The organism is Bradyrhizobium sp. BRP22, from assembly GCF_020194175.1.
In the GTDB taxonomy this organism is placed as follows: Bacteria; Pseudomonadota; Alphaproteobacteria; order Rhizobiales; family Xanthobacteraceae; genus Bradyrhizobium.
On record NZ_JADYVX010000023.1, the window covers coordinates 115,776 to 135,304 of the forward strand.

The window sequence follows — 19,529 nt, forward strand, 5'->3', positions numbered from 1 at the left end:
CTCCAATCAATTCGATCAGAACAGGGTATTGGCGTTGCTCGCGAGCTGCTCGACGATCGGTCCGAGCGCCAGCGCGGGGAAGAAGGTGAGGCCGCCGATGATCAGGATCACGCCGACGACAAGGCCGACGAACAGGCCACCGGTGGTGGGGAACGTGCCGGCCGACGGTGGGACCGACTTCTTCTGCGCCAGCGAACCCGCAATGGCCATCGCCGGCACGATCATGAAGAAGCGGCCGACGAACATCGAGCTTGCGAGCGTCAGGTTGTAGAAGAAGGTGTTACCGGTGAGGCCCGCGAAGGCCGAGCCGTTATTGCCGGTCGCCGAGGTGAAGGCATAGAGCACCTCGGTGAAGCCGTGCGGGCCGGCGTTCGCCATCGAAGCAACCGCGGACGGCAGCACCACGGCAACCGCGGTCCAGCCGAGATACATCAGCGGCAGCACCAGGATCGCGAGCATCGCCATCTTGACCTCGCGCGCCTCGATCTTCTTGCCGACATATTCCGGCGTGCGGCCGACCATCAGGCCGGCGACGAAGATCGCCAGCACGACGAACAGCAGCATGCCATAAAGACCGGCGCCGACGCCGCCGACGATGATCTCGCCGAGCTGCATGTTGATCAGCGGGATCATGCCGCCGAGTGCGGTGAAGCTGTCATGCATGGCGTTGACGGCGCCGCAGGAGGCCGCGGTGGTGATGACCGCAAACAGCGACGAAGCAACGATGCCGAAGCGAACCTCCTTGCCCTCCATGTTGCCGCCGGTGAGACCCAGCGCATGCAGCGCCGTAGTGCCGTTGGCCTCGGACCAGTAGGTGACAAGAACGCCGGCGATGAACAGCACGCCCATTGCGGCGAGGATCGCCCAGCCCTGGCGCTGGTTGCCGACCATGCGGCCGAACACGTTGGTGAGCGCGGCGCCGATCACGAAGATCGAGAGCATCTGCACGAAGTTCGACAGCGCGGTCGGATTCTCGAACGGATGCGCGGCATTGGCGTTGAAGAAGCCGCCGCCATTGGTACCGAGCATCTTGATCGCGACCTGCGAAGCCACCGGGCCGACGGCGATCGTCTGCTTGGCACCTTCGACCGTCGTTGCATCGACATAGGGTCCGAGCGTCTGCGGCATGCCCTGCGACACCAGGAACAGCGCGTAGACGATGCAGATCGGGAGCAGGATGTAGAGCGTGCAGCGTGTGATATCGACCCAGAAATTGCCGATCGTGCGCACCGAGGCGCGCGCAAAGCCGCGGATCAACGCCACCGCAAGCACAATGCCGGTCGCCGCCGAGAGGAAGTTCTGGTGCGTCAGGCCGAGCATCTGGACCAGATACGACACCGTGCTTTCGCCGCCGTAGTTCTGCCAGTTGGTGTTGGTGAGGAACGAGACCGCGGTGTTGAACGACAGATCCGGGGCGACGGCGGCCTGGTCCGCCGGATTGAACGGCAGCATCGCCTGCAGCCGCATCACGCCGTAGATGATCAGGAAGCCGCCGACATGGAACAGCAGCATGGCGACCGTATAGGTCAGCCAATGTTGTTCACGCCGTTCGTCGACGCCGCTGATCCAGTAGAAGCCGCGCTCCACCGGGCGCAGCACCGGAGACAGGAAGGTCGCCTCGCCGTTGAAGACGCGCGTCATGTACCAGCCGAGCGGCTTCACCAGCGCAACAACGATGGCGCAATAGAGGATAATTTGAAACCAGCCGATGGCGGTCATGGCATTAAACCTTTCGAATGGGCTTTGAGCGCCGCAGCACGGCGAGCACGCCGACCAACAGGATGGTCAGCGCTGCATCCGCCAGGAGAAGCTGCCCGAGCATGAACATGGCCTGATCAAAACCGCTCAGGGCGCAGCAGCGCGTAGGTGAGATAGAAGAGAAGGCCGAGCGAGACGAGGCCGGCGAGCGAATAGTCGAAGATCATGGCGCGTCTCCTCACAGCCGTTCGCAGGCGTAGGCGTAGCCTATGCCTGCCGCGAAAAATGCCGCGGCGAGCACCAGCATGACGAGATCAAGCATTGGAGGCTCCTATGCATAGTGGGCCGACAAACGGCCCGTTTTGGTTCCCAGGTGAAGTGCCACCCGCCGCATAGGTTTTCGAGATGTAGGCTGCGGCGGCGTTATAGGAATCTTATAAAGATGCCCGTTCCCGAGCCTGCGCGCCGCGGCGAAGCCTTGGGCGCAGCCGGGACCCACAACCTCAGATCGTGTTCCGGAAAGGTGGGGCCGCCGCAGCGTGCTTTCAAACACAGACTGGTGATATGGGTCGTGGCGCTCGCCAGGGCGACGCGTGAGATTTCCCTTCGCGCGTCCTTTCATCTTTATGGAATCCCTATATTTCCGCGCCTTGCCCCATCTCGTTTTCAAATGGCGTTTTGACCACCTTTGACCTGCGGCATTTCGTCAAGCCGCATGATCGATGAGTCCCGCCATGCCGCTGCTTTCAGAACCCGTTACCGCTGACCTCAGCCTCCGGCTGCGCGACGCCGGTCGCGTGACGGTCGAACTGATGTCCGATCTCATCCGCGACTGTTGCCGGCGTTTTCCGTCGCAGGGGCAAAGCGGCAAGACCGCGCGCGTCGAGGCATTGACGAAACTCGGCGCATGGACCGACGCGGCGCTGGCGCTGCTCGACCTGGAACTGCCGCAATGGCAGGTCCGTCGCCTCGCCTATGACGACGGCGAATGGTACTGCTCGCTGTCGCGCGAGCGCGAATTGCCTGATTGGCTCGATCAATCGATCGAGACCCATCACGCCGACCTGGCGCTTGCCATCCTGAGCGCATTCGTCGAGGCCCAGCGGATCTCCGCACCGTCGAGCCGGCCCAGCGTGCCAAGCGTCGAGCGTCATGCCGACAGCTTCTATCAGCCGATGCTGAGCGACAATTTCGCCTGAGCGAGCAACGCCGTGCAGCCGCTGCCCAACCTGCCGCAAAAGCTGAACTCGGCCCAGGTCCTGGTTCGATTTTGCTTTCGCCTGCTCGTCCTGGCCGGCTTCGCACTCTTTGGCAGCATCGGCTTTGGCCGCAGCTTGATAGCCCTGCTGTGGATGTCCATCGTGCTTTGTGCCGTCATCGCCTTAATGCGGCGAGAGCAATTCATGGACGCCGACCTCAACCATTGGGACGAGATGGCCGCCTATGCCGCGCTTTGCGCACTCGCCTCCGCCACCGGCAGGTAGCCCTGCGACAATCCTGGGACCTTATACGTCCCTTATGAGATCGGCCGCCCGCCCTCCTCGATTTCATATCCATCCGCAAAGATATTGAACGCGTTACCAAGTCTCGTGAGGGAATCACAAAAATGAAACTCGTGAACATCAAGCTCGACGAACCTCCATCGTGCAGCTCCGCGTCGACCATCGTCTTTATCGGAAGAAACAGGCGCGGCCAGTGGGTCGCCCAGGAACAGAACGGTCTCTACGGCGGGCTGTTCATCAATCGCGCCCAGGCGGTCAAGTACGCACTGTTCGAGAATGGGCACCACCCGGAAACCATCGTCGAGTTGTCGCGCGAGTTCGAACTCGACATGAACAGCAGTTCCGCCGCCCTCTCCTCACCAGCAACAGCCACGCGACGCGTCGCCTGATTCGGCCCGCGCCCCACATACAGGAGGATCCAGATGGTGCAGCCTTGTTCCCTTGCTGGCCGCGATCAGGTCGTCGATACGATGATCGCGCTGACGCACCTGTCCAACCTGCACCGCACGATCATCGCCGGAAGCGGGTCCATGGAGCTCTATCTTTCGCTGCGCCGTCGCGGCTTCGTTCAGGTCGCGACGTCTGCAACATGCCGCGTGCCCAGGAGACAGCACGGTATCGGCCTGCTGACGGGCGACAAATCCCTGCCGGCGATCGAGGCGGCGCTGCTGGAGATCTCGCAGTTCCTCAGCGCCAACGCCACCATTGCGATCCTGATCGACTCCCGCGAGGGCGAATTCTGCCTCAGCATCCGAAGAAAGCTCGAGCAGATGGGCTTTCGGATCGAGGCAGGCGTGAGGTGCCAACGCGGCCTCGTGCTTGCCGCCCACCGCCAGGGTTTCGCGCGAATGGAAAGAGCGGCGTAAGTCGCGAGGCGTTTGCGCGGCCGCTCATTGACCAATGAAGACGGAAGCGAGATGACGATCAGGAAACGTCATCTCACTTGAGCGCGCCGGCGACCTCGCTGGGAGGGCGTTACGAATGGAAGCGCAGGATCCGGTCGAGTGGCGCAGCAGGGTGCTGCGCGCCTGGCAACTGGCGCTCCTGCGCTTTGCCGTGACGCTCGACAATACCGATCGGTTGAACGTGATGGCGACTGCCGCCGAGATCGATCGCGGAAGCCACCGCGGTGAGGAGCAGGCGAATTTCCACTTCTTCCGCAAGGTCAGCGCCGATCTCTGCACCTCCATTCTGCGGCAGAACGACGCCGCCGATGCCAATCTGCGTCAGTACATCGAGCGGATCGAAGATATTCGCCTGAAGCGGGCATTCGCAAGCGCGGTCGAAATCGATATCGACGCTGCACCGCCGCGCATAAGAAAACCGAGGACCAACGATTGGCTCTGGCGCGGACTCGCACCGCGCGGCAATACTTCGCTTCCTGCACGCCGACGCACCGGCTAGATGAGATCGACCTGTCCGCGAGTTCACCTCTCCCGCTTGCGGGAGAGGTCGGCGCGCAGCGCCAGGTGAGGGCTCTCTCCACTCGGGGAATCCCAACGCGGAGACACCCTCACCCCGACCCTCTCTCGCAAGCGGGAGAGGGAGAGCAGCATCCACCGGCGCTTATCGAGGCGTCTCGCATTCCTATGGATCTCACGTGCATCATGGCCGCGATCCCTTTCAATGCGTTCAGAGAAGCAGTGCGAAAGCCTTGAACGCATCATTTTCCACACGGAGCACCAATGAAATCAGACTGGCTCACGGGTTACATCGCCGACCTTCCGACACCGTTTGACGAGGACGGCGAAATCGATCTCGACGCATTTGCGCGGCTATGCGAGCGTCAGATCGCGTCCGGCGCTGCGGCGATCGTGGTCGGCGAGACCACGGGCGAGGCGCCGACACTGACGACGGGAGAGAAGGCCGGCCTCATTCGCCATGCCGTCGAGATCGCGCATGGCCGCGTCCGCGTCATCGCCGGCGCCGGATCCAACTCTACGGATCGAGCAATCGAACTGACGCGGCAGGCGGAGGCCGCCGGTGCCGAGGCCGTGCTCTCGGTCGTCCCCTATTACAACAAGCCGATGCAATCAGGAATCCAGGCGCATTTCCGCGCGGTTGCCGAGGCGACTGCGCTGCCGGTCATCCTGCACGACGTTCCCTCGCGCACCCTTCGCGAAATCTCCGATGCAACGCTGGCGTGCCTCACTGAATCCGAACAGTTCATCGCCTTGCGCGACAGCAGCGGCGATGTCGGACGCCTCGTCCGCATACGGACGTCGTTACCGCCACATTTCCGCTTGCTGTCAGGCGATGATCTGACCGCCCTGCCCTTCATGGCTGCCGGCGGTCACGGTTGCATCTCCACGGTGGCGAACCTCGTGCCGGAACTGTGCCAGGCGGTTTATGCAAGCCTCAAAGAAGGACGTCTGCAATCGGCCAGGTATCTGTTCAGCCGCCTCGTCCCGATTGCCGGGCTGCTCGCCGCCGAACACCCGGCGGCGCTGAAATATTCGCTCGCGCTGCTTGGGCTGATGCGGCCCGATACACGCCTGCCGATCGTTCCGTTGAACGACGCGTCCAAGGCCGAGCTCACAAAGGCGATTGCCGAACTCGGCGAAGAATTCCCCGAGCGGGATGCCTCTTCCTTGAATCATCATCCCGCTCCTGTTCCTGCTTGAGCATGATCTTTTTGGAGTGCGGGTCCAGTCGATTCGATCAGAAAGGCGCGCGCAAGCCAGTCATAACCAGCCCGAGCGACGAAAGCGCACATAGAGAAGCGCGCAGGCGCCGAAGATCGCGGCGAGAACGAAGTAGTAGCCGTAAGACCATTTGAGCTCCGGCATGTTCTCGAAGTTCATGCCGTAGATTCCGGCAACGGCCGTAGGCACCGCCAATATCGCGGCCCAGGCCGCCAGGCGGCGGGCGATCTCCGTCTGCTGTGACTGGCCCGCCATCATGCTTGCTTCAAAAGCGAACGCGAGAATTTCGCGTAGCGAATCGATGTCTTCCTGCGCTCTCTTGGCGTGATCCAGGACATCGCGAAACAGCGGCTTCATCGCCTCGTCGAGGGCGATGACGTCCATATGTTCCAGCCTGCGGCAGACATCGACGACCGGCCCTACCGCGCGTCGCAGTTGCAACAGATCGCGCCGTAGCTTGTACAGCCGGTCGAACTGGAACTTGAGGTGTGATCTCCGAAGCACCGCTTCTTCCAGGGCTTCGACTTCAGCCTGGATCGCTTCGATCACGGGCGAGTAGTTGTCGACGATAAAGTCGAGGATCGCATAGAGGATGTAATCTTCGCCCTGCGCCAGCGAGGTGGTGCAGGTCTCGCAGCGCTCGCGCACCGCGGCATAAGAGGTCGATGCGCCGTGACGGACCGAGACCACGTAGCCCTGTCCGACGAATATGTGAGTCTCGCCGAAGGCGATATGACTGTCGATCATTTGCGCCGTTCTCGCGACAACGAACAGCGCGTCGCCATATTGCTCGACCTTGGGGTGCTGGTGAGCCTTCGATGCGTCTTCGATCGCCAGCGGATGCAGGTCGAACTGGCCTTGAATTCTCTCGAGCAGTTCGGCACTCGGCTCCAGCAAGCCGATCCAGACGACATGGCCGGGCCTCCTCGACCACTCGCCGGCCTCGTCAATGGAAATGTCCGTGACGCGCCGTCCGTTCGCATAGACGCTGGAGGCAACGACACCGGGTTGATCGATCCGTGGACGCGCTTGATGACCGGACGCCCACCGGCGTGGACTCTCGAATTCCGGATTCTTCTCGTTTGCCAGCATAGGATGCCCACCTGCGCGCCCGACCGATCAACGGCCGGCAGTCCGGTAGGTTCCCGCGCGGCCCTCGCCTACTCCGCGGCCGAGCGGAATTCGGCCTTTTCCGCGCGCACGGCGCAGAATTTGAACTCCGGAATCTTGCCGAACGGATCGAGCGCCGGATTGGTCAGGAGATTGGCCGCCGCCTCCGCATAGCAGAACGGCATGAACACCATATTCTCCGGCACGTCGCGGTCGGAGCGCACCTTGACCTCGACCGCGCCGCGGCGGGTCTGAAGCCGGATGAAATCGCCGGGCCAGAGCTGCATCCGCCGCATGTCCTTGGGCGACATGAAGGCGACCGCCTCCGGCTCGATCTGGTCGAGCACCGCGGCGCGGCGGGTCATCGAGCCCGTGTGCCAGTGCTCCAGCACGCGGCCGGTCGAGAGCACCATCGGATATTCGTCGTCCGGTATCTCATCCGGCGGGATGACATGCGCCGGCACGATCTTGCCGCGGCCGCTCTCCGTCGGGAAGCCGGTGGTGAAGATGATCTCGTTGCCGGGCTTGTGCGGATCGTCGACCGGATAGGTCACGGCGCCCTCGCGCACCAGCCGTTCCCAGGTGATGTTTTTCAAGGACGGCATCAGCTCGGCCATCTCAGCGAAGACATCGGCCGGGCCGCCATAATTCCACGGCAGGCCCATGCGCTTTCCGATCTCCTGGATGATCCAGAGATCCTGCCGCGCATCGCCCGGCGGCTTGATCACCTCGCGCGCGAGCTGCACGCGGCGGTCGGTGTTGGTGAAGGTGCCGGACTTCTCCGCAAAGGCCGAAGCCGGCAGGATCACGTCGGCATGGAACGCGGTCTCGGTAACGAAGAGATCCTGCACCACCAGATGATCGAGCATGGCAAGGGCCTCGCGCGCGTGCTGCAGATCGGGATCGGACATCGCGGGATTTTCGCCCTCGATATACATGCCGCGGATTTCGCCGGCATGGATCGCGTTCATGATCTCGACCACCGTCAGACCGCGGACCGGATCGAGGCTCTTCTGCCACAGCTCCTCGAACTTGCCGCGCAGGTCGACGCGGCCGACCGGCTGGTAATCCGGCAGGAACATCGGGATCAGGCCGGCGTCGGAGGCGCCTTGCACATTGTTCTGGCCGCGCAGCGGATGCAGGCCGGTGCCGGGACGGCCGACCTGGCCGGTGATCAGCGCCAGCGCGATCAGGCAGCGTGCATTGTCGGTGCCATGGACATGCTGGCTGATGCCCATGCCCCAGAAGATGATCGAGGATTTCGCACGCGCATAGAGCCGCGCCACCTCGCGCAACGTGTCGGCCGGAATGCCGCAGATCGACTCCATCTTCTCCGGCGTGAAATCGACAATCTTGGCCTTCAGCTCATCGAAGCCTTCGGTGTAGCCCGCGATATACTGATCGTCCGTCAGCCCTTCGGTGATGATCGTGTTGATCATCGCGTTCAGCATCGCGACATCGCTGCCCGGCTTGAAGGCGAGATGCTTATAGGCGTGGCGCGACAGCGATTGCAGTCGCGGGTCCATCACGATCAGCTTGGCGCCGCGCTTGGCCGCATTCTTGATGTAGGTCGCCGCCACCGGATGGTTCACGGTCGGATTGGCGCCGATCACGATGATCACCTCGGCATCCATCGCCGCGGAGAACGGCGCCGACACCGCGCCGGAATTCAGCCCTTCCGTCAGCGCCGCCACTGAAGACGCGTGGCACAGCCGCGTGCAGTGGTCGACATTGTTGGAGCCGAAGCCGGTGCGCACCAATTTCTGGAACAGATAGGCTTCCTCGTTGGAGCCCTTTGCCGAGCCGAAGCCGGCGAGCGCTTTCACGCCCTTCTCGTCGCGGATCTTGACGAGGCCGCGCGCTGCAATGTCGAGCGCCTCTTCCCAGCTTGCCTCGCGGAAATGCGTGAACGGATTGGCCGGATCGACCTGGTCGTTGGCGTCCTTCTTCGCGTTCGGCAATCGCACCAGCGGCTTGGTGAGCCGGTGCGGATGATGGATATAGTCGAAGCCGAAGCGGCCCTTGACGCAGAGCCGGTTGTGGTTGGCCGGGCCGTCGCGACCTTCCGCATAGATCACCTTCTCGTCCTTGACCTGATAGGTCACCTGGCAGCCGACGCCGCAGAACGGGCAGAGCGAATCCACCTTGCGATCGGGATAAGTGACGCGGGTCTGCGTCTCGTCCAGCATCACCGCGGGCATCAGCGCGCCGGTCGGGCAGGCCTGCACGCATTCGCCGCAGGCGACGCAGGTGGACTCGCCCATGGGATCGTCGAAGTCGAACACGATCTTGGCGTCGGCATTGCGATAGGCCATGCCGATGACGTCGTTGACCTGCACTTCGCGGCAGGCTCGCACGCACAGGCCGCACTGGATGCAGGCGTCGAGATTGACGCGCATCGCCGGATGGCTGGCGTCGGCGTCCCAGCGCTCCGCCGCCGGGAAACGGCTCTCGGTGACGCCGGTCTTCTCGGCCCAATGCCAGAATTTCGAATCGGGATCGTGCGAGGTTTCGCGCGCCGGCTGGTCGGCGACCAGAAGCTCCATCACCATCTTCTGCGCGGCAACGGCGCGGCTGCTGGCAGTCTTCACCTTCATGCCGACGGAAGGTGTGCGCTTGCAGGAGGCGGCGAGCACGCGCTCGCCTTCGATCTCGACCATGCAGGCGCGGCAATTGCCGTCGGGGCGATAGTCCGGCGCCGGCGAGTAACAGAGATGCGGAATCTCCTGGCCCTGGCGCTTCGCCACCTGCCAGATGGTCTCGCCCGCCTTGGCCTCGACCTGCTTGCCGTCGAGTTCGAACTGGATCGTTGTCATTCCGCAGCTTCCTTGAACTCGTCGGGGAAGTATTTAATCACGGAGGTCAGGGGATTCGAGGCGGCCTGACCCAGGCCGCAGATCGACGCATCGCGCATCGCCTGGCTCAGTTCCTCGAGCAACGCCTGGTTCCACACCGGCCGTTCCATCAGCATCGCCGCCTTCTGCGTGCCGACGCGGCACGGCGTGCACTGGCCGCAGCTTTCATCCTCGAAGAAGCGCATCAGGTTCAGCGCCGCAGCCTTCACGCTGTCCACTTGCGACAGGATCACGATCGCCGCCGAGCCGATGAAGCAGCCGTATTTTTCCAGCGTGCCGAAATCGAGCGGGATGTCGTCCATCGCAGCCGGCAGGATGCCGCCGGAGGCACCGCCCGGCAGATAAGCGTGAAGGGTGTGGCCCTCGGCCATGCCGCCGCAATATTCATCGATCAGTTCGCGCACGGTGATGCCGGCCGGCGCCAGCTTCACGCCGGGGTTCTTCACGCGACCGGAGACCGAATAGCTGCGCAGACCGTGACGATCATTGCGACCGTGCGAACTCCACCAGCCCGCGCCCTTCTCCACGATGTCGCGCACCCAGAACAGTGTTTCGATATTGTTGATCAGGGTAGGTTGACCGAACAGTCCGACCTGGAACGGATAAGGCGGCTTGTGCCGCGGCAATCCGCGCTTGCCTTCGATGCTCTCCAGCAAGGAAGATTCCTCGCCGCAGATATAGGCGCCGGCACCGCGGCGGATGTGCAAGGTGGGACCGCCGGGCGGCAGCTTGGCGAGTTCGAGAGGCAGGATCTTGAGCGCCGCCGGATATTCGTCGCGGATGTAGATGTAGACATCGGTGGCATCGACGACATGCGCGCCGATCAGCGTACCTTCCAGGAAACGGTGCAAATCGCGCAGCAGGTAAAACCGATCCTTGAAGGTGCCGGGCTCCCCCTCATCGCCATTGACTGCCATCAGCCGCGGTCCGGGCTCGCCGAGCACCGCGCGCCATTTCCGGCCGGTGGGAAAGCCTGCGCCGCCGAGCCCGCGCAGGCTGGAATGGTCGAGCGCCTTCAGGATGTCTTCCTTGCTGATCCGGCCGGCGCGCAGGTCGTTCAGCAGCTTGTAACCGCCATCCTTCACATAGGCGTCGTAGTCGACATAGGACGGGATAACGGGTTCGATCTCGCCACGCGCAGCCGTCGCCAGCACTTCGGTCGTGGTCGCGCGCATCACGTAGTGATGGCCGACTTCAGCCACCGGGGCCATATCGCACAGACCGACGCAGGGCGCGCGCACCACGCGGATGCCGGGGCCGGCACTGTCCTGCAATTGCTCCAGCAGCTTCTCGCCGCCGAGCATCGCGCAGGTCAGGGAATCGCAGACGCGGATCGTGAGCGGCGCGATGTCCGGCTGGCCCTCCTTCACCACGTCGAAATGCGCGTAGAAGGTCGCGGTCTCGAACACTTCCGCGAACGACAATTTCATCTCGTCCGCGAGCGCGGCGAGATGCGCGGCGGAGATCTGGTGATACTTGTCCTGGATCAGGTGCAGGAATTCGATCAACAGATCGCGCCGGCGCGGCTGGTCACCGAGCAACTCGGCGACTTCATGCGCGGCCGTCGGATCGATCTGACGCCCCTTCGGCGTCGCCTTGGCCTTGCGGCGTCCCGCGCCGGGATGCTCGAACGCGCGAACCTGCTGCACGTCATGGACAGTCATTGAAACATCCCGTTCTCACCACTCATTAGACCGACTCTAACTTCTGGCATGCCAGATGCCAAGAGAAAATTACCGCGCCTAATTAAGCATTTAAGGGACATGCCAACACGCCTATCCCTCCTCGGTTCCGGATGGCGTCGCGAGCGGGAGCATCGCCCGCGACGCCGCCTCCCTCAGAAGATCTTGACCGCGCTCTCCAGCGTCTTCCAAACGCCCCAAGCGAGCGGAATGCCGACAAAAGCCCAGAACAGCGCGGCCTTGGCATCGAGCCCGCCGAAGCCGATGCCGTAGGAACCATGCGGCCCGGCGGCATCCGCGCTCGCGCTCGCCGCCTGCAGTTTTGCCACCTCCGCATCGCTCATATGCCACTTCGCATCGACCGGCTTGACCAGATAGTTGCAGATCAGGCCCGCGATCAGCATGGCGCAGAGGATGTACATCGTGGTGTTGTAGAGCTGGTCGCGCGGAACGCCGGCGGCCAACTGGAACTCGCGGATGTAGTTCACCACGACCGGGCCGATGATGCCGGCGGTCGACCACGCCGTCAGCAGCCGGCCATGGATGGCGCCGACGAATTGCGTCCCGAACATGTCGGCAAGATAGGCCGGCACGGTGGCGAAGCCGCCGCCATACATCGACAGGATGATGCCGAAGCCGAGCACGAACAAGAGTTTCGAGCCCATCGCGGCAAAGGTCGGCGCCAGCGCGTAGAGCGCAATCCCGAGCAGGAAGAACGTATAGTAGGTGTTCTTGCGCCCGATCTTGTCCGACAGCGACGCCCAGAAGAAGCGGCCGCCGATGTTGAACAGCGACAAGAGCCCGGCAAATCCCGCGGCGATGCCGGCGATCTGCACCTTCTGCGACGCGTCGAGCTGGTTGAAGCCGACGTCGGGCAGGCCGATCAGTTTGCCGGCGAAGATCTCCTGCAGCATCGGCGAGGCCATGCCGATCACCCCGATGCCCGCGGAGACGTTGAGGCAGAGCACCCACCAGATCAGCCAGAACTGCGGCGTCTTGTGCGCGTCGTCGAGATGGACGTTCTTGGTCGAGATCATCGCATTGGCCTTGGTCGGCGGCGTCCAGCCCTCGGGCTGCCAGCCGGCCGGCGGGATGCGATAGCGGAAGGCGCCGATCATCATGAACACGAAATAGATCACGCCCATCGCCAGGAAGGTTTCCCAGACGCCGACCGAAGTCGGGGTCTTGAAATAGTTCATCAGGATGTTCGCGAGCGGCGCGCCGATCATGGCGCCGCCGCCGAAACCCATGATGGCCATCCCGGTGGCCATGCCGCGGCGGTCGGGAAACCATTTCACCAGCGTCGACACCGGCGAGATGTAACCGAGCCCGAGACCGACGCCGCCGATCACGCCGGCGCCGAGCCACATCAGCCAGAGCTGATGCACGTAGACGCCGAGCGCGCCGATCAGCAGGCCGCCGGCCCAGCACAGCGCCGCAACGAATCCGGCCTTGCGCGGACCGACGCGTTCGAGCCAGCCGCCCCAGATCGCCGCGGAGACGCCGAGCAGCACGAAGAACAGCGTGTACATCCACCCAAGGCTCGCCACCTTCCAGTCGCAGGTGGTGGTGAACAATTCCTGCCACAGCGACATGTCGGGGCAGGCCTTCGGCGCGTTCAACCCGATCGCGCGCGACAGCGGCAGCCAAAACACCGAGAAGCCATAGGCCATGCCGATGCACAGATGGATGCAGAGCGCGGCCGGCGGCACCAGCCAGCGATTGAAGCCGGCGGTCGCAATCGTCCGCTCCTTGTCGAGGAAGCCAAGCCCCGCGCCGGCCACCGTGCCGGTGCTGCTAATCGTCGTCATCCGATCCTCCCTGCGGCCGCTCTTGCGTAGAGCGTGCTCGCTTTCCTTGATCCCCAAACTCATCTTCGCGAAGCAAGCGCCCCGCGACACTCCCTCGATGCGCTTGGAATTGCCAAGCGCCTTCGAGAACTCCCAACCCGCAACGCGACCCGACACGCTCAGTGCCAGCGTCAGCCCTGATGTGAAGAATGCCCGCCCCAGATCGCTCGTGTCCGAGCGATGCTCCGCGGGCCCCATCGCCTGCGGAGGGATTCAATTGGGCAGAAGGTCTGAAATGTGTCGATAGGAAAAAGGTAGGTATCAACGCAAGCGATTATTGCAGCGCACGGCTATTGTTGCGACGTGGACGAAGCGTCATTGATTTTCTCTATCGCTCCATTCGCCTTCTCGATCAAAAACACGATGCGCTGTTCGCTCCGCTCGGTGATCTCGACCTTGTCGCCGGTCTCGCGGATCAGGTTCGGGATGTCGATCACCGACAATGGATCGGTGCAGAGCACTTCGAGGAAATCACCCGGCGCAACCGCCTTCAATGCCTTGCGCGTCTTCAGCGCGGGCAGCGGACATTTGAGACCGGTAAGATCGAGTCTGGTCGTGGTCATGTCTGTGAACATGGCGAAGCATTGGCGCAGCGTCAATCGGCTGCGCGACAGCTTCAGATCAAGCTTGCATAGGACAGGAACCCGACGCTCTGGCCGGGCTCGACGCGGGCGATTTGTTCGCCCAGCTCGACCAGGCCGTCGGTGTCGACCAGCGACGACAACAGCCCCGCGCCCTCGCGCGGAAATTTGATGGCTTCAAGCATGCCATCCGGCGCTTTGCGCAGATTGACGCGGACATATTCGCGGCGCCCGATCTTCTTCTTGTAGGTGAATTCGGCGCGGACCGGCATCGGCACCAGCGGCTCCGGCGCGCCGCCGGACAGCGCCAGAATGGTCGGCCTCACCACGTGAACGAAGGTGACGAAGCTCGCAACCGGATTGCCCGGCAGGCCGATGAACGGCGTGCCGCCGATGATGCCCATCGCCACCGGACGGCCCGGCTTGATCGCCATCCGCCACAGCACCAGGCGGCCGACGCTCTCGACGCCGGCCTTGACGTGATCCTCCTCGCCGGTCGAGACACCGCCCGTGGTGAGGATCAGATCGTGATTGCCGGCAACGTCCTTCAGCGCGCGTGCGAGGCTCGCAGGCTCGTCGCGCAGGATGCCGAGGTCGCTGACGTCGCAGCCGAGCCGCCGCAGCATCGCCATCAGCATGAAGCGGTTGGAATCGAACAGCTGCGGCGCCGCGCGGCGCTCGCCGGGCGAGACCAGTTCGTCGCCGGTCGAGAACACCGCGACGCGGATGCGCCTGATCACATCGAGCCTGACAAGGCCGAATGCCGCGGCCAGCGCCACGTCCTGCGGCCGCAGGCGCTTTCCCCTCTGCAATGCGGCGTGGCCGAGCGGAATGTCTTCGCCCGCGGGCCGCACATTGGCGCCCGGCTTCAGGCCGGCGGGCACGACGACCTTATCGCCGTCGACGCGCACATCCTCCTGCATGAACACGGTGTCGGCGCCGTCAGGCATCGGCGCGCCCGTGAAGATGCGCACGGCATGGCCGGGCGAGATCGGCGCATTCGCGGCGGCACCCGCCTGCAACCGTCCGCTGATCGTGAACGCCTGCTCCGCATCCTTGGGAAGATCGCGGCTTGCGACCGCGTAGCCATCGACGGCGGAGTTGGTGAATGGCGGCAGCGGCAGCGGCGCCAAAATGTCATTGGCGAGGATGCGCCCGTCGGCCTCTGCCAATGCGATGGTCTCGAGATCTGCTATCGCGGTCACCCGCGTCGCGATCAGGCCCACAGCTTCGTCGACCGACATCATCGGCCCGCCAAAGGCAAAGCAATCGTCGGACAGTTGCGCCATTCAGGTCTCGCTCTTCGCCAGGATCTCGTCGACCGCAGCAGCGGCGCGCTGCATCATGGCGGCAACGGAGGTGACATCGTCGAGATGGGCGGTCGGCAGCCGGCTTTCAATCGCCACATCGGTCGCGATCCCGACAATGCCGGGATCATCCGGGAACAGCAGCGGCTTGTTGTTGGCGGCACGGTGCACCTCGATCTTGCGCAGCGGCTCGCGCTTGAAGCCTTCGACGATGACGAGGTCGACCGGCGACATCTTGGCGAGCAGCTCGGCCAATCGCGGCTCGCCGGCGCCGCGCAATTCATGCATCAGCGCCCAGCGCCGGCTGGAGGACACCAGCACCTCGGTCGCGCCGGACTGGCGGTGCACCCAGGAATCCTTGCCGGGCACGTCGACGTCGAATTCGTGATGGGCATGCTTGATCACGGACACGCGAAGGCCTTGTCCGAGCAGATGCGGAATCACGCGCGACAGCAAGGTGGTCTTGCCGGCACCGCTCCAGCCTGCGAGTCCGATCACTTTCATACGACCTCGTCCAAAAAGGAACCCGTTCGTTCCGCCGTCGTTGCGAGCGCCACGCCGTCATTGCGAGGAGCGAAGCGACGAAGCAATCCACCTCTCCGCTCGCAGCGCCATGGATTGCTTCGCTCCGCTCGCAATGACGGGACAACCCATATTTCCTCAAGCCTCCGACATGCTTATATCGGATGGCAGGGAAAGTCATGCTAACCTGGCCGCCATGATGAAGATCGAGAAAGCGCCCGTTCCCCTGATCGTCCCCAATCCGGACGACCCACGCCTGACCGAGCGCGTGATGGGGACCGACCAGACCGGCGCCAGCGTCGAGATCAAGGTCCCCATGGAACGGCCGCTGACGCTGTACCTGAACGCGCAGGAGATCGTCACCATGATGACGATCGGCGACTACCCGGAATATCTCGCGCTCGGCTATCTGCTCAACCAGAACATGCTGAAATACGACGACGTCGTTACCGAGGTGGAATATGACGACGACCTTCAGGTGGTGGTCGTGCGCACCGAGCATCACACCAATTTCGAGCAGAAATTGAAGAAGCGCACCCAGACCTCGGGCTGCGCCCAGGGCACGGCGTTCGGCGATCTGCTCGAGGCGGTCGAAAGCGTGGCGCTGCCAAGAGCGGAGTTGCGCACCTCCTGGCTTTACCAGATGACCCATGCGATCAACACCATGCCCTCGCTCTATCTCGAAGCCGGCGCGATCCATGGCTGCGTGCTGTGCAAGGAGGGAACGCCGGTCTGCTACACCGAGGACGTCGGCCGCCACAATGCCGTCGACAAGATCGCGGGCTGGATCTATCGCCACGGCGTCGATCCCGGCGACAAGATCCTCTACACCACGGGCCGGCTGACCTCGGAGATGGTGATCAAGACGGTCAGGATGGGCATTCCGATCCTGGTGTCGCGCTCCGGCTTCACCGCCTGGGGCGTCGAGCTGGCGCGGCAGGTCGGCCTGACCCTGGTCGGACGCACGCGCGGAAAACGCTTCATCGCGCTGTCAGGCCAGGAGCGCATCGTGTTCGACCAGAACCTGGATTATGTCGAGGAAGAATCCGCACGCCACAAGCGCAAGGGCGAAGCCCGTGACGATTAGGATGATGAGCGCGAACTGCATCCGAGAAGCGGCTGCGCTCCCTCTCCCGCTTGCGGGAGAGGGTCGGGGTGAGGGTGTCTCCGCGATGGGACTCCCCGTGTGGAGAGAGCCCTCACCCGCTGTGCTGTTCGAGCACAGCGACCTCTCCCGCAAGCGGGAGAGGTGAAGCAGATGACATCGCGCGACAAAATTCCAGGAGTGTTGCTCGCCGGCGGCCTCGCGCGGCGGATGGGCGGCGGCGACAAGCCGATGCGCACGATCGGCGGCCGCAGCATTCTGGACCGCGTGATCGCACGCCTTGCGCCGCAATGCTACGGCCTGATCCTCAACGCCAACGGCGATCCCGCGCGCTTTGCCGCGTTCGGCTTGCCGGTCATCGCCGACGGCGTCGCCGATTTCCCCGGCCCCCTCGCCGGCATTTTGGCGGCGCTGGACTGGATGGCGGCGAACCGGCCCGATGTCTCGCTGGTCCTGAGCGCAGCCGGCGACTGCCCCTTCCTGCCGCGCGATCTGGTCTCGCGGCTCAACGACGCGCTGGTGAAGGAAAACGCGCAATTGGCGGTAGCGGCCTCCGGCGGTCAGTCGCATCCGGTGATCGGCTTGTGGAGCGTGTCGCTGCGCGACGAACTCCGCCACGCCCTCGTCGTCGAAGACGTCAGGAAGATCGACCGCTGGACCGCCCGCTACAAACTCGCCACCGTGACCTGGCCGACCGAGCCGCTCGATCCCTTCTTCAACGCGAACACGGTCGAGGACATCGCGGAGGCAGAACGGCTCGCGGCGCTCGATGCGGCACCAGACTGACACTGCTGTCATTCCGGGGCGCGCCTCTTGGCGCGAACCCGGAATCCATCTGGCCGCAGACGCAAGTGGAGCAATGGATTCCGGGCTCGATGCTATCGCATCGCCCCGGAATGACGAGCCGTTTCCGCGACCGCCTTCTCATTCCCCTCTGATCCGCCGCTCCAGGTGCAGCGTGCGTTCGCGCAAGGAATCGTAGATCGGTGCGTTGTGCACCAGCGATGGCAGCAGCATCGCCACGAAGCAGGCGCCGAGCATGGGCAGCAGCATCGTCACATTGCCGGTCATCTCGGCGACGAGAACAATGCCGGTCACCGGCGCACGCACCACGCCCGCGAAGAACGCGGCCATGCCCACCAACGCAAATGCATGCGGCTCGATCGCGAGTTCCGGAAATGCGAAGCGGCAGGCTGCTCCGAACAGCAGCCCGGACTGGGCTCCCAGCACCAGCAATGGCGCGAACAGTCCGCCGGGAGTACCGGCGGCGTATGACAGAGCACCGAGCCCGAACCGGATCAGGAATGCGAAGGCGACGATGGCGATGCCATCCTGGCCGGTCAGCGTGCGTTGCGTGATCTGATCTCCGCCGCCGACCAGGTCAGGCGCGAACCATGCCAACAGGCCGACGCTTGCGCCGATCAATCCGGCGCGGAGTTCGATCGGCAACCGCGCCAATCGGTCGCCGGCAGCGAGGAATGCAAGCAGGGTGCGGTTGTAGGCGACAGCGAGCAGGCCCGCGACGGCACCCAGAACAAGGAACAGCGGCGCGGATAGGGCGCTCGGCGTGCCGAGCGGGGCGACCTGGAAGTCGGGCGCATCGCCGATGAACAACCTCGCAACCGGGATCGCCGTTGCCAACGCCGCGAGGGCGGCGACAGCGACGCGGCGCTCGAACCTGTGCATCAGTTCCTCGAGCACAAAGGCGAGCCCGGCAATCGGCGCGTTGAATGCCGTCGCCAGCCCCGCACCGGCGCCGGCCGCCAGCAGCACTCGCCCGTCCGCCCAGCACAGCCGGCAGAGGCGCGCGGTGAAGACCGCGATGCCGGCACCCATCTGGACGGTCGGCCCCTCGCGGCCCAGCGCCAGCCCGGAGCCGATCGCCAGGAGTCCGCCGATGAATTTCACCGGCACCAGGACAAACGGCGCCGGCGGGACCTGCCCATGCAGCACAGCTTCGACATGCGGAATGCCGCTGCCCGAAGCGTGTGGCGAAAATCGCCGCACCATCCACGCCGCAAGCAACGTGGCGCCGGCGCATGCGCCGACAACGATCAGGAATCCCGGGATGCCGTGGCCGTGCGCCCAGCCGATCATCGCATCGCGCAGGCGATCGGCATGCTCGAGCAGGACTCGGAAGCTCGCTCCGACACACCCGGTGACGGCCCCGACGACGAGCGCCGCCGCCGCGAGGCCCAACAGGCTGCGCTGTTCGTCTGCGACCGCTCGCTGGTCGTCGGGCTTATGGTCCACGGCTGGCCTGAAGTTTCGATGTGCTTCGCAAGAAACGAGTTTGGCCGAAATCACCGGCGAATTGAAATCGGCAAAAGCGAATTTCCTGCTGGAGGAAATTTGTCCAACGATTTCAAGCTGATTTGGCCCGTCCAGCCTTGCCTCGAAAAACATTCCACTTTCGCCGTCGGGCAAATCAGTGATTTAACTCCGCGCGTCTCACGGCGGATGAGGGGCGGCTCGCGATCGTCACGAACGTTGCGGTGGGATGCGGTGGACGTGATGACGGCGTAAGACGAACGCTGGACATCGCGGACGGCGAAGTCGTGTGGTTCTGGCGCCCCGACGCTGGCGCTAAGCTCGCGAGCAGCAAGAGCTGCCGCGGGTGACGGTGGCAAGAAAGCCCGGTCACCGAGAAGAGCACGAAGTAAGCCGTAAAC

19 protein-coding genes are annotated in these 19,529 nt (G+C 63.9%); 9 read left to right on the top strand and 10 right to left on the bottom strand.

The window, feature by feature from the left end:
• Positions 1-15 precede the first annotated feature (15 nt).
• Both kdpA and I6F35_RS25715 read right to left on the bottom strand, forming a co-directional pair.
• Positions 16-1,719, bottom strand: a complete 1,704-nt coding sequence (kdpA, locus tag I6F35_RS25710; protein ID WP_225120443.1) for a potassium-transporting ATPase subunit KdpA — start codon at positions 1,717-1,719, stop codon at positions 16-18.
• 116 nt (positions 1,720-1,835) lie between these two features.
• Positions 1,836-1,925, bottom strand: a complete 90-nt coding sequence (locus tag I6F35_RS25715; RefSeq protein ID WP_016846764.1) for a K(+)-transporting ATPase subunit F — start codon at positions 1,923-1,925, stop codon at positions 1,836-1,838.
• A 507-nt stretch (positions 1,926-2,432) separates the two neighbouring features.
• Here I6F35_RS25715 and I6F35_RS25720 point away from each other — a divergent pair.
• From I6F35_RS25720 to dapA, 6 genes are all read left to right on the top strand, one after another.
• Complete coding sequence (locus I6F35_RS25720; RefSeq protein WP_225120444.1) at positions 2,433-2,897, top strand: hypothetical protein; 465 nt, start codon at positions 2,433-2,435, stop codon at positions 2,895-2,897.
• A 12-nt stretch (positions 2,898-2,909) separates the two neighbouring features.
• Positions 2,910-3,182 carry a hypothetical protein gene (locus I6F35_RS25725; RefSeq protein ID WP_225120445.1) on the top strand — a complete coding sequence of 91 codons (273 nt, stop codon included), beginning with the start codon at positions 2,910-2,912 and terminating at the stop codon, positions 3,180-3,182.
• Positions 3,183-3,319: 137 nt separating this feature from the next.
• The gene (locus tag I6F35_RS25730; protein WP_225120471.1) at positions 3,320-3,589 is read left to right on the top strand and encodes a hypothetical protein; all 270 of its coding nucleotides are present in this window, start codon (positions 3,320-3,322) and stop codon (positions 3,587-3,589) included.
• An 81-nt stretch (positions 3,590-3,670) separates the two neighbouring features.
• Positions 3,671-4,066 (top strand): hypothetical protein, encoded by a 396-nt coding sequence (locus I6F35_RS25735; RefSeq protein WP_225120446.1) that lies wholly within the window; start codon positions 3,671-3,673, stop codon positions 4,064-4,066.
• Between the two features lie 115 nt (positions 4,067-4,181).
• Positions 4,182-4,604, top strand: coding sequence for a hypothetical protein (locus tag I6F35_RS25740; RefSeq protein ID WP_225120447.1), 423 nt, complete (start codon positions 4,182-4,184; stop codon positions 4,602-4,604).
• Positions 4,605-4,885: 281 nt separating this feature from the next.
• Positions 4,886-5,824, top strand: a complete 939-nt coding sequence (gene dapA, locus I6F35_RS25745) for a 4-hydroxy-tetrahydrodipicolinate synthase (protein WP_225120448.1) — start codon at positions 4,886-4,888, stop codon at positions 5,822-5,824.
• A gap of 60 nt (positions 5,825-5,884) precedes the next feature.
• Here dapA and corA read toward each other — a convergent pair whose 3' ends face one another.
• The 7 genes from corA to mobB form a co-directional block, all read right to left on the bottom strand.
• Positions 5,885-6,937, bottom strand: a complete 1,053-nt coding sequence (gene corA / locus I6F35_RS25750) for a magnesium/cobalt transporter CorA (protein WP_225120449.1) — start codon at positions 6,935-6,937, stop codon at positions 5,885-5,887.
• A 68-nt stretch (positions 6,938-7,005) separates the two neighbouring features.
• Positions 7,006-9,771, bottom strand: a complete 2,766-nt coding sequence (gene fdhF / locus I6F35_RS25755; RefSeq protein WP_225120450.1) for a formate dehydrogenase subunit alpha — start codon at positions 9,769-9,771, stop codon at positions 7,006-7,008.
• Positions 9,768-11,474, bottom strand: a complete 1,707-nt coding sequence (locus I6F35_RS25760; protein ID WP_225120451.1) for an NADH-ubiquinone oxidoreductase-F iron-sulfur binding region domain-containing protein — start codon at positions 11,472-11,474, stop codon at positions 9,768-9,770. Before I6F35_RS25760 ends, fdhF begins: the two co-directional genes overlap by 4 nt.
• A 173-nt stretch (positions 11,475-11,647) precedes the next feature.
• Entirely contained in the window at positions 11,648-13,303 is a 1,656-nt protein-coding gene (locus tag I6F35_RS25765; protein WP_225120452.1) for an OFA family MFS transporter, read from the bottom strand.
• A gap of 329 nt (positions 13,304-13,632) precedes the next feature.
• Positions 13,633-13,905, bottom strand: a complete 273-nt coding sequence (locus I6F35_RS25770) for a sulfurtransferase TusA family protein (RefSeq protein WP_225120453.1) — start codon at positions 13,903-13,905, stop codon at positions 13,633-13,635.
• Positions 13,906-13,958: 53 nt separating this feature from the next.
• Complete coding sequence (gene glp, locus I6F35_RS25775; RefSeq protein ID WP_225120454.1) at positions 13,959-15,212, bottom strand: gephyrin-like molybdotransferase Glp; 1,254 nt, start codon at positions 15,210-15,212, stop codon at positions 13,959-13,961.
• Positions 15,213-15,734: a molybdopterin-guanine dinucleotide biosynthesis protein B gene (mobB, locus tag I6F35_RS25780; RefSeq protein ID WP_225120455.1), complete on the bottom strand. Its 522-nt coding sequence runs from the start codon at positions 15,732-15,734 to the stop codon at positions 15,213-15,215.
• Between the two features lie 214 nt (positions 15,735-15,948).
• Between mobB and I6F35_RS25785 the strand changes: the two genes are divergently transcribed.
• Entirely contained in the window at positions 15,949-16,839 is an 891-nt protein-coding gene (locus tag I6F35_RS25785; RefSeq protein WP_225120456.1) for a formate dehydrogenase accessory sulfurtransferase FdhD, read from the top strand.
• Positions 16,840-17,010: 171 nt separating this feature from the next.
• Positions 17,011-17,643: a molybdenum cofactor guanylyltransferase MobA gene (gene mobA, locus I6F35_RS25790; protein WP_225120457.1), complete on the top strand. Its 633-nt coding sequence runs from the start codon at positions 17,011-17,013 to the stop codon at positions 17,641-17,643.
• 138 nt (positions 17,644-17,781) lie between these two features.
• Here the strand turns inward: mobA and clcA are convergent, their stop codons facing one another.
• Positions 17,782-19,056: a H(+)/Cl(-) exchange transporter ClcA gene (clcA, locus tag I6F35_RS25795; protein WP_249792712.1), complete on the bottom strand. Its 1,275-nt coding sequence runs from the start codon at positions 19,054-19,056 to the stop codon at positions 17,782-17,784.
• Here clcA and I6F35_RS25800 point away from each other — a divergent pair.
• Entirely contained in the window at positions 18,976-19,383 is a 408-nt protein-coding gene (locus I6F35_RS25800; protein WP_225120473.1) for a hypothetical protein, read from the top strand. The two genes, clcA and I6F35_RS25800, sit on opposite strands and share 81 nt — an antisense overlap.
• Positions 19,384-19,529: the final 146 nt, after the last annotated feature.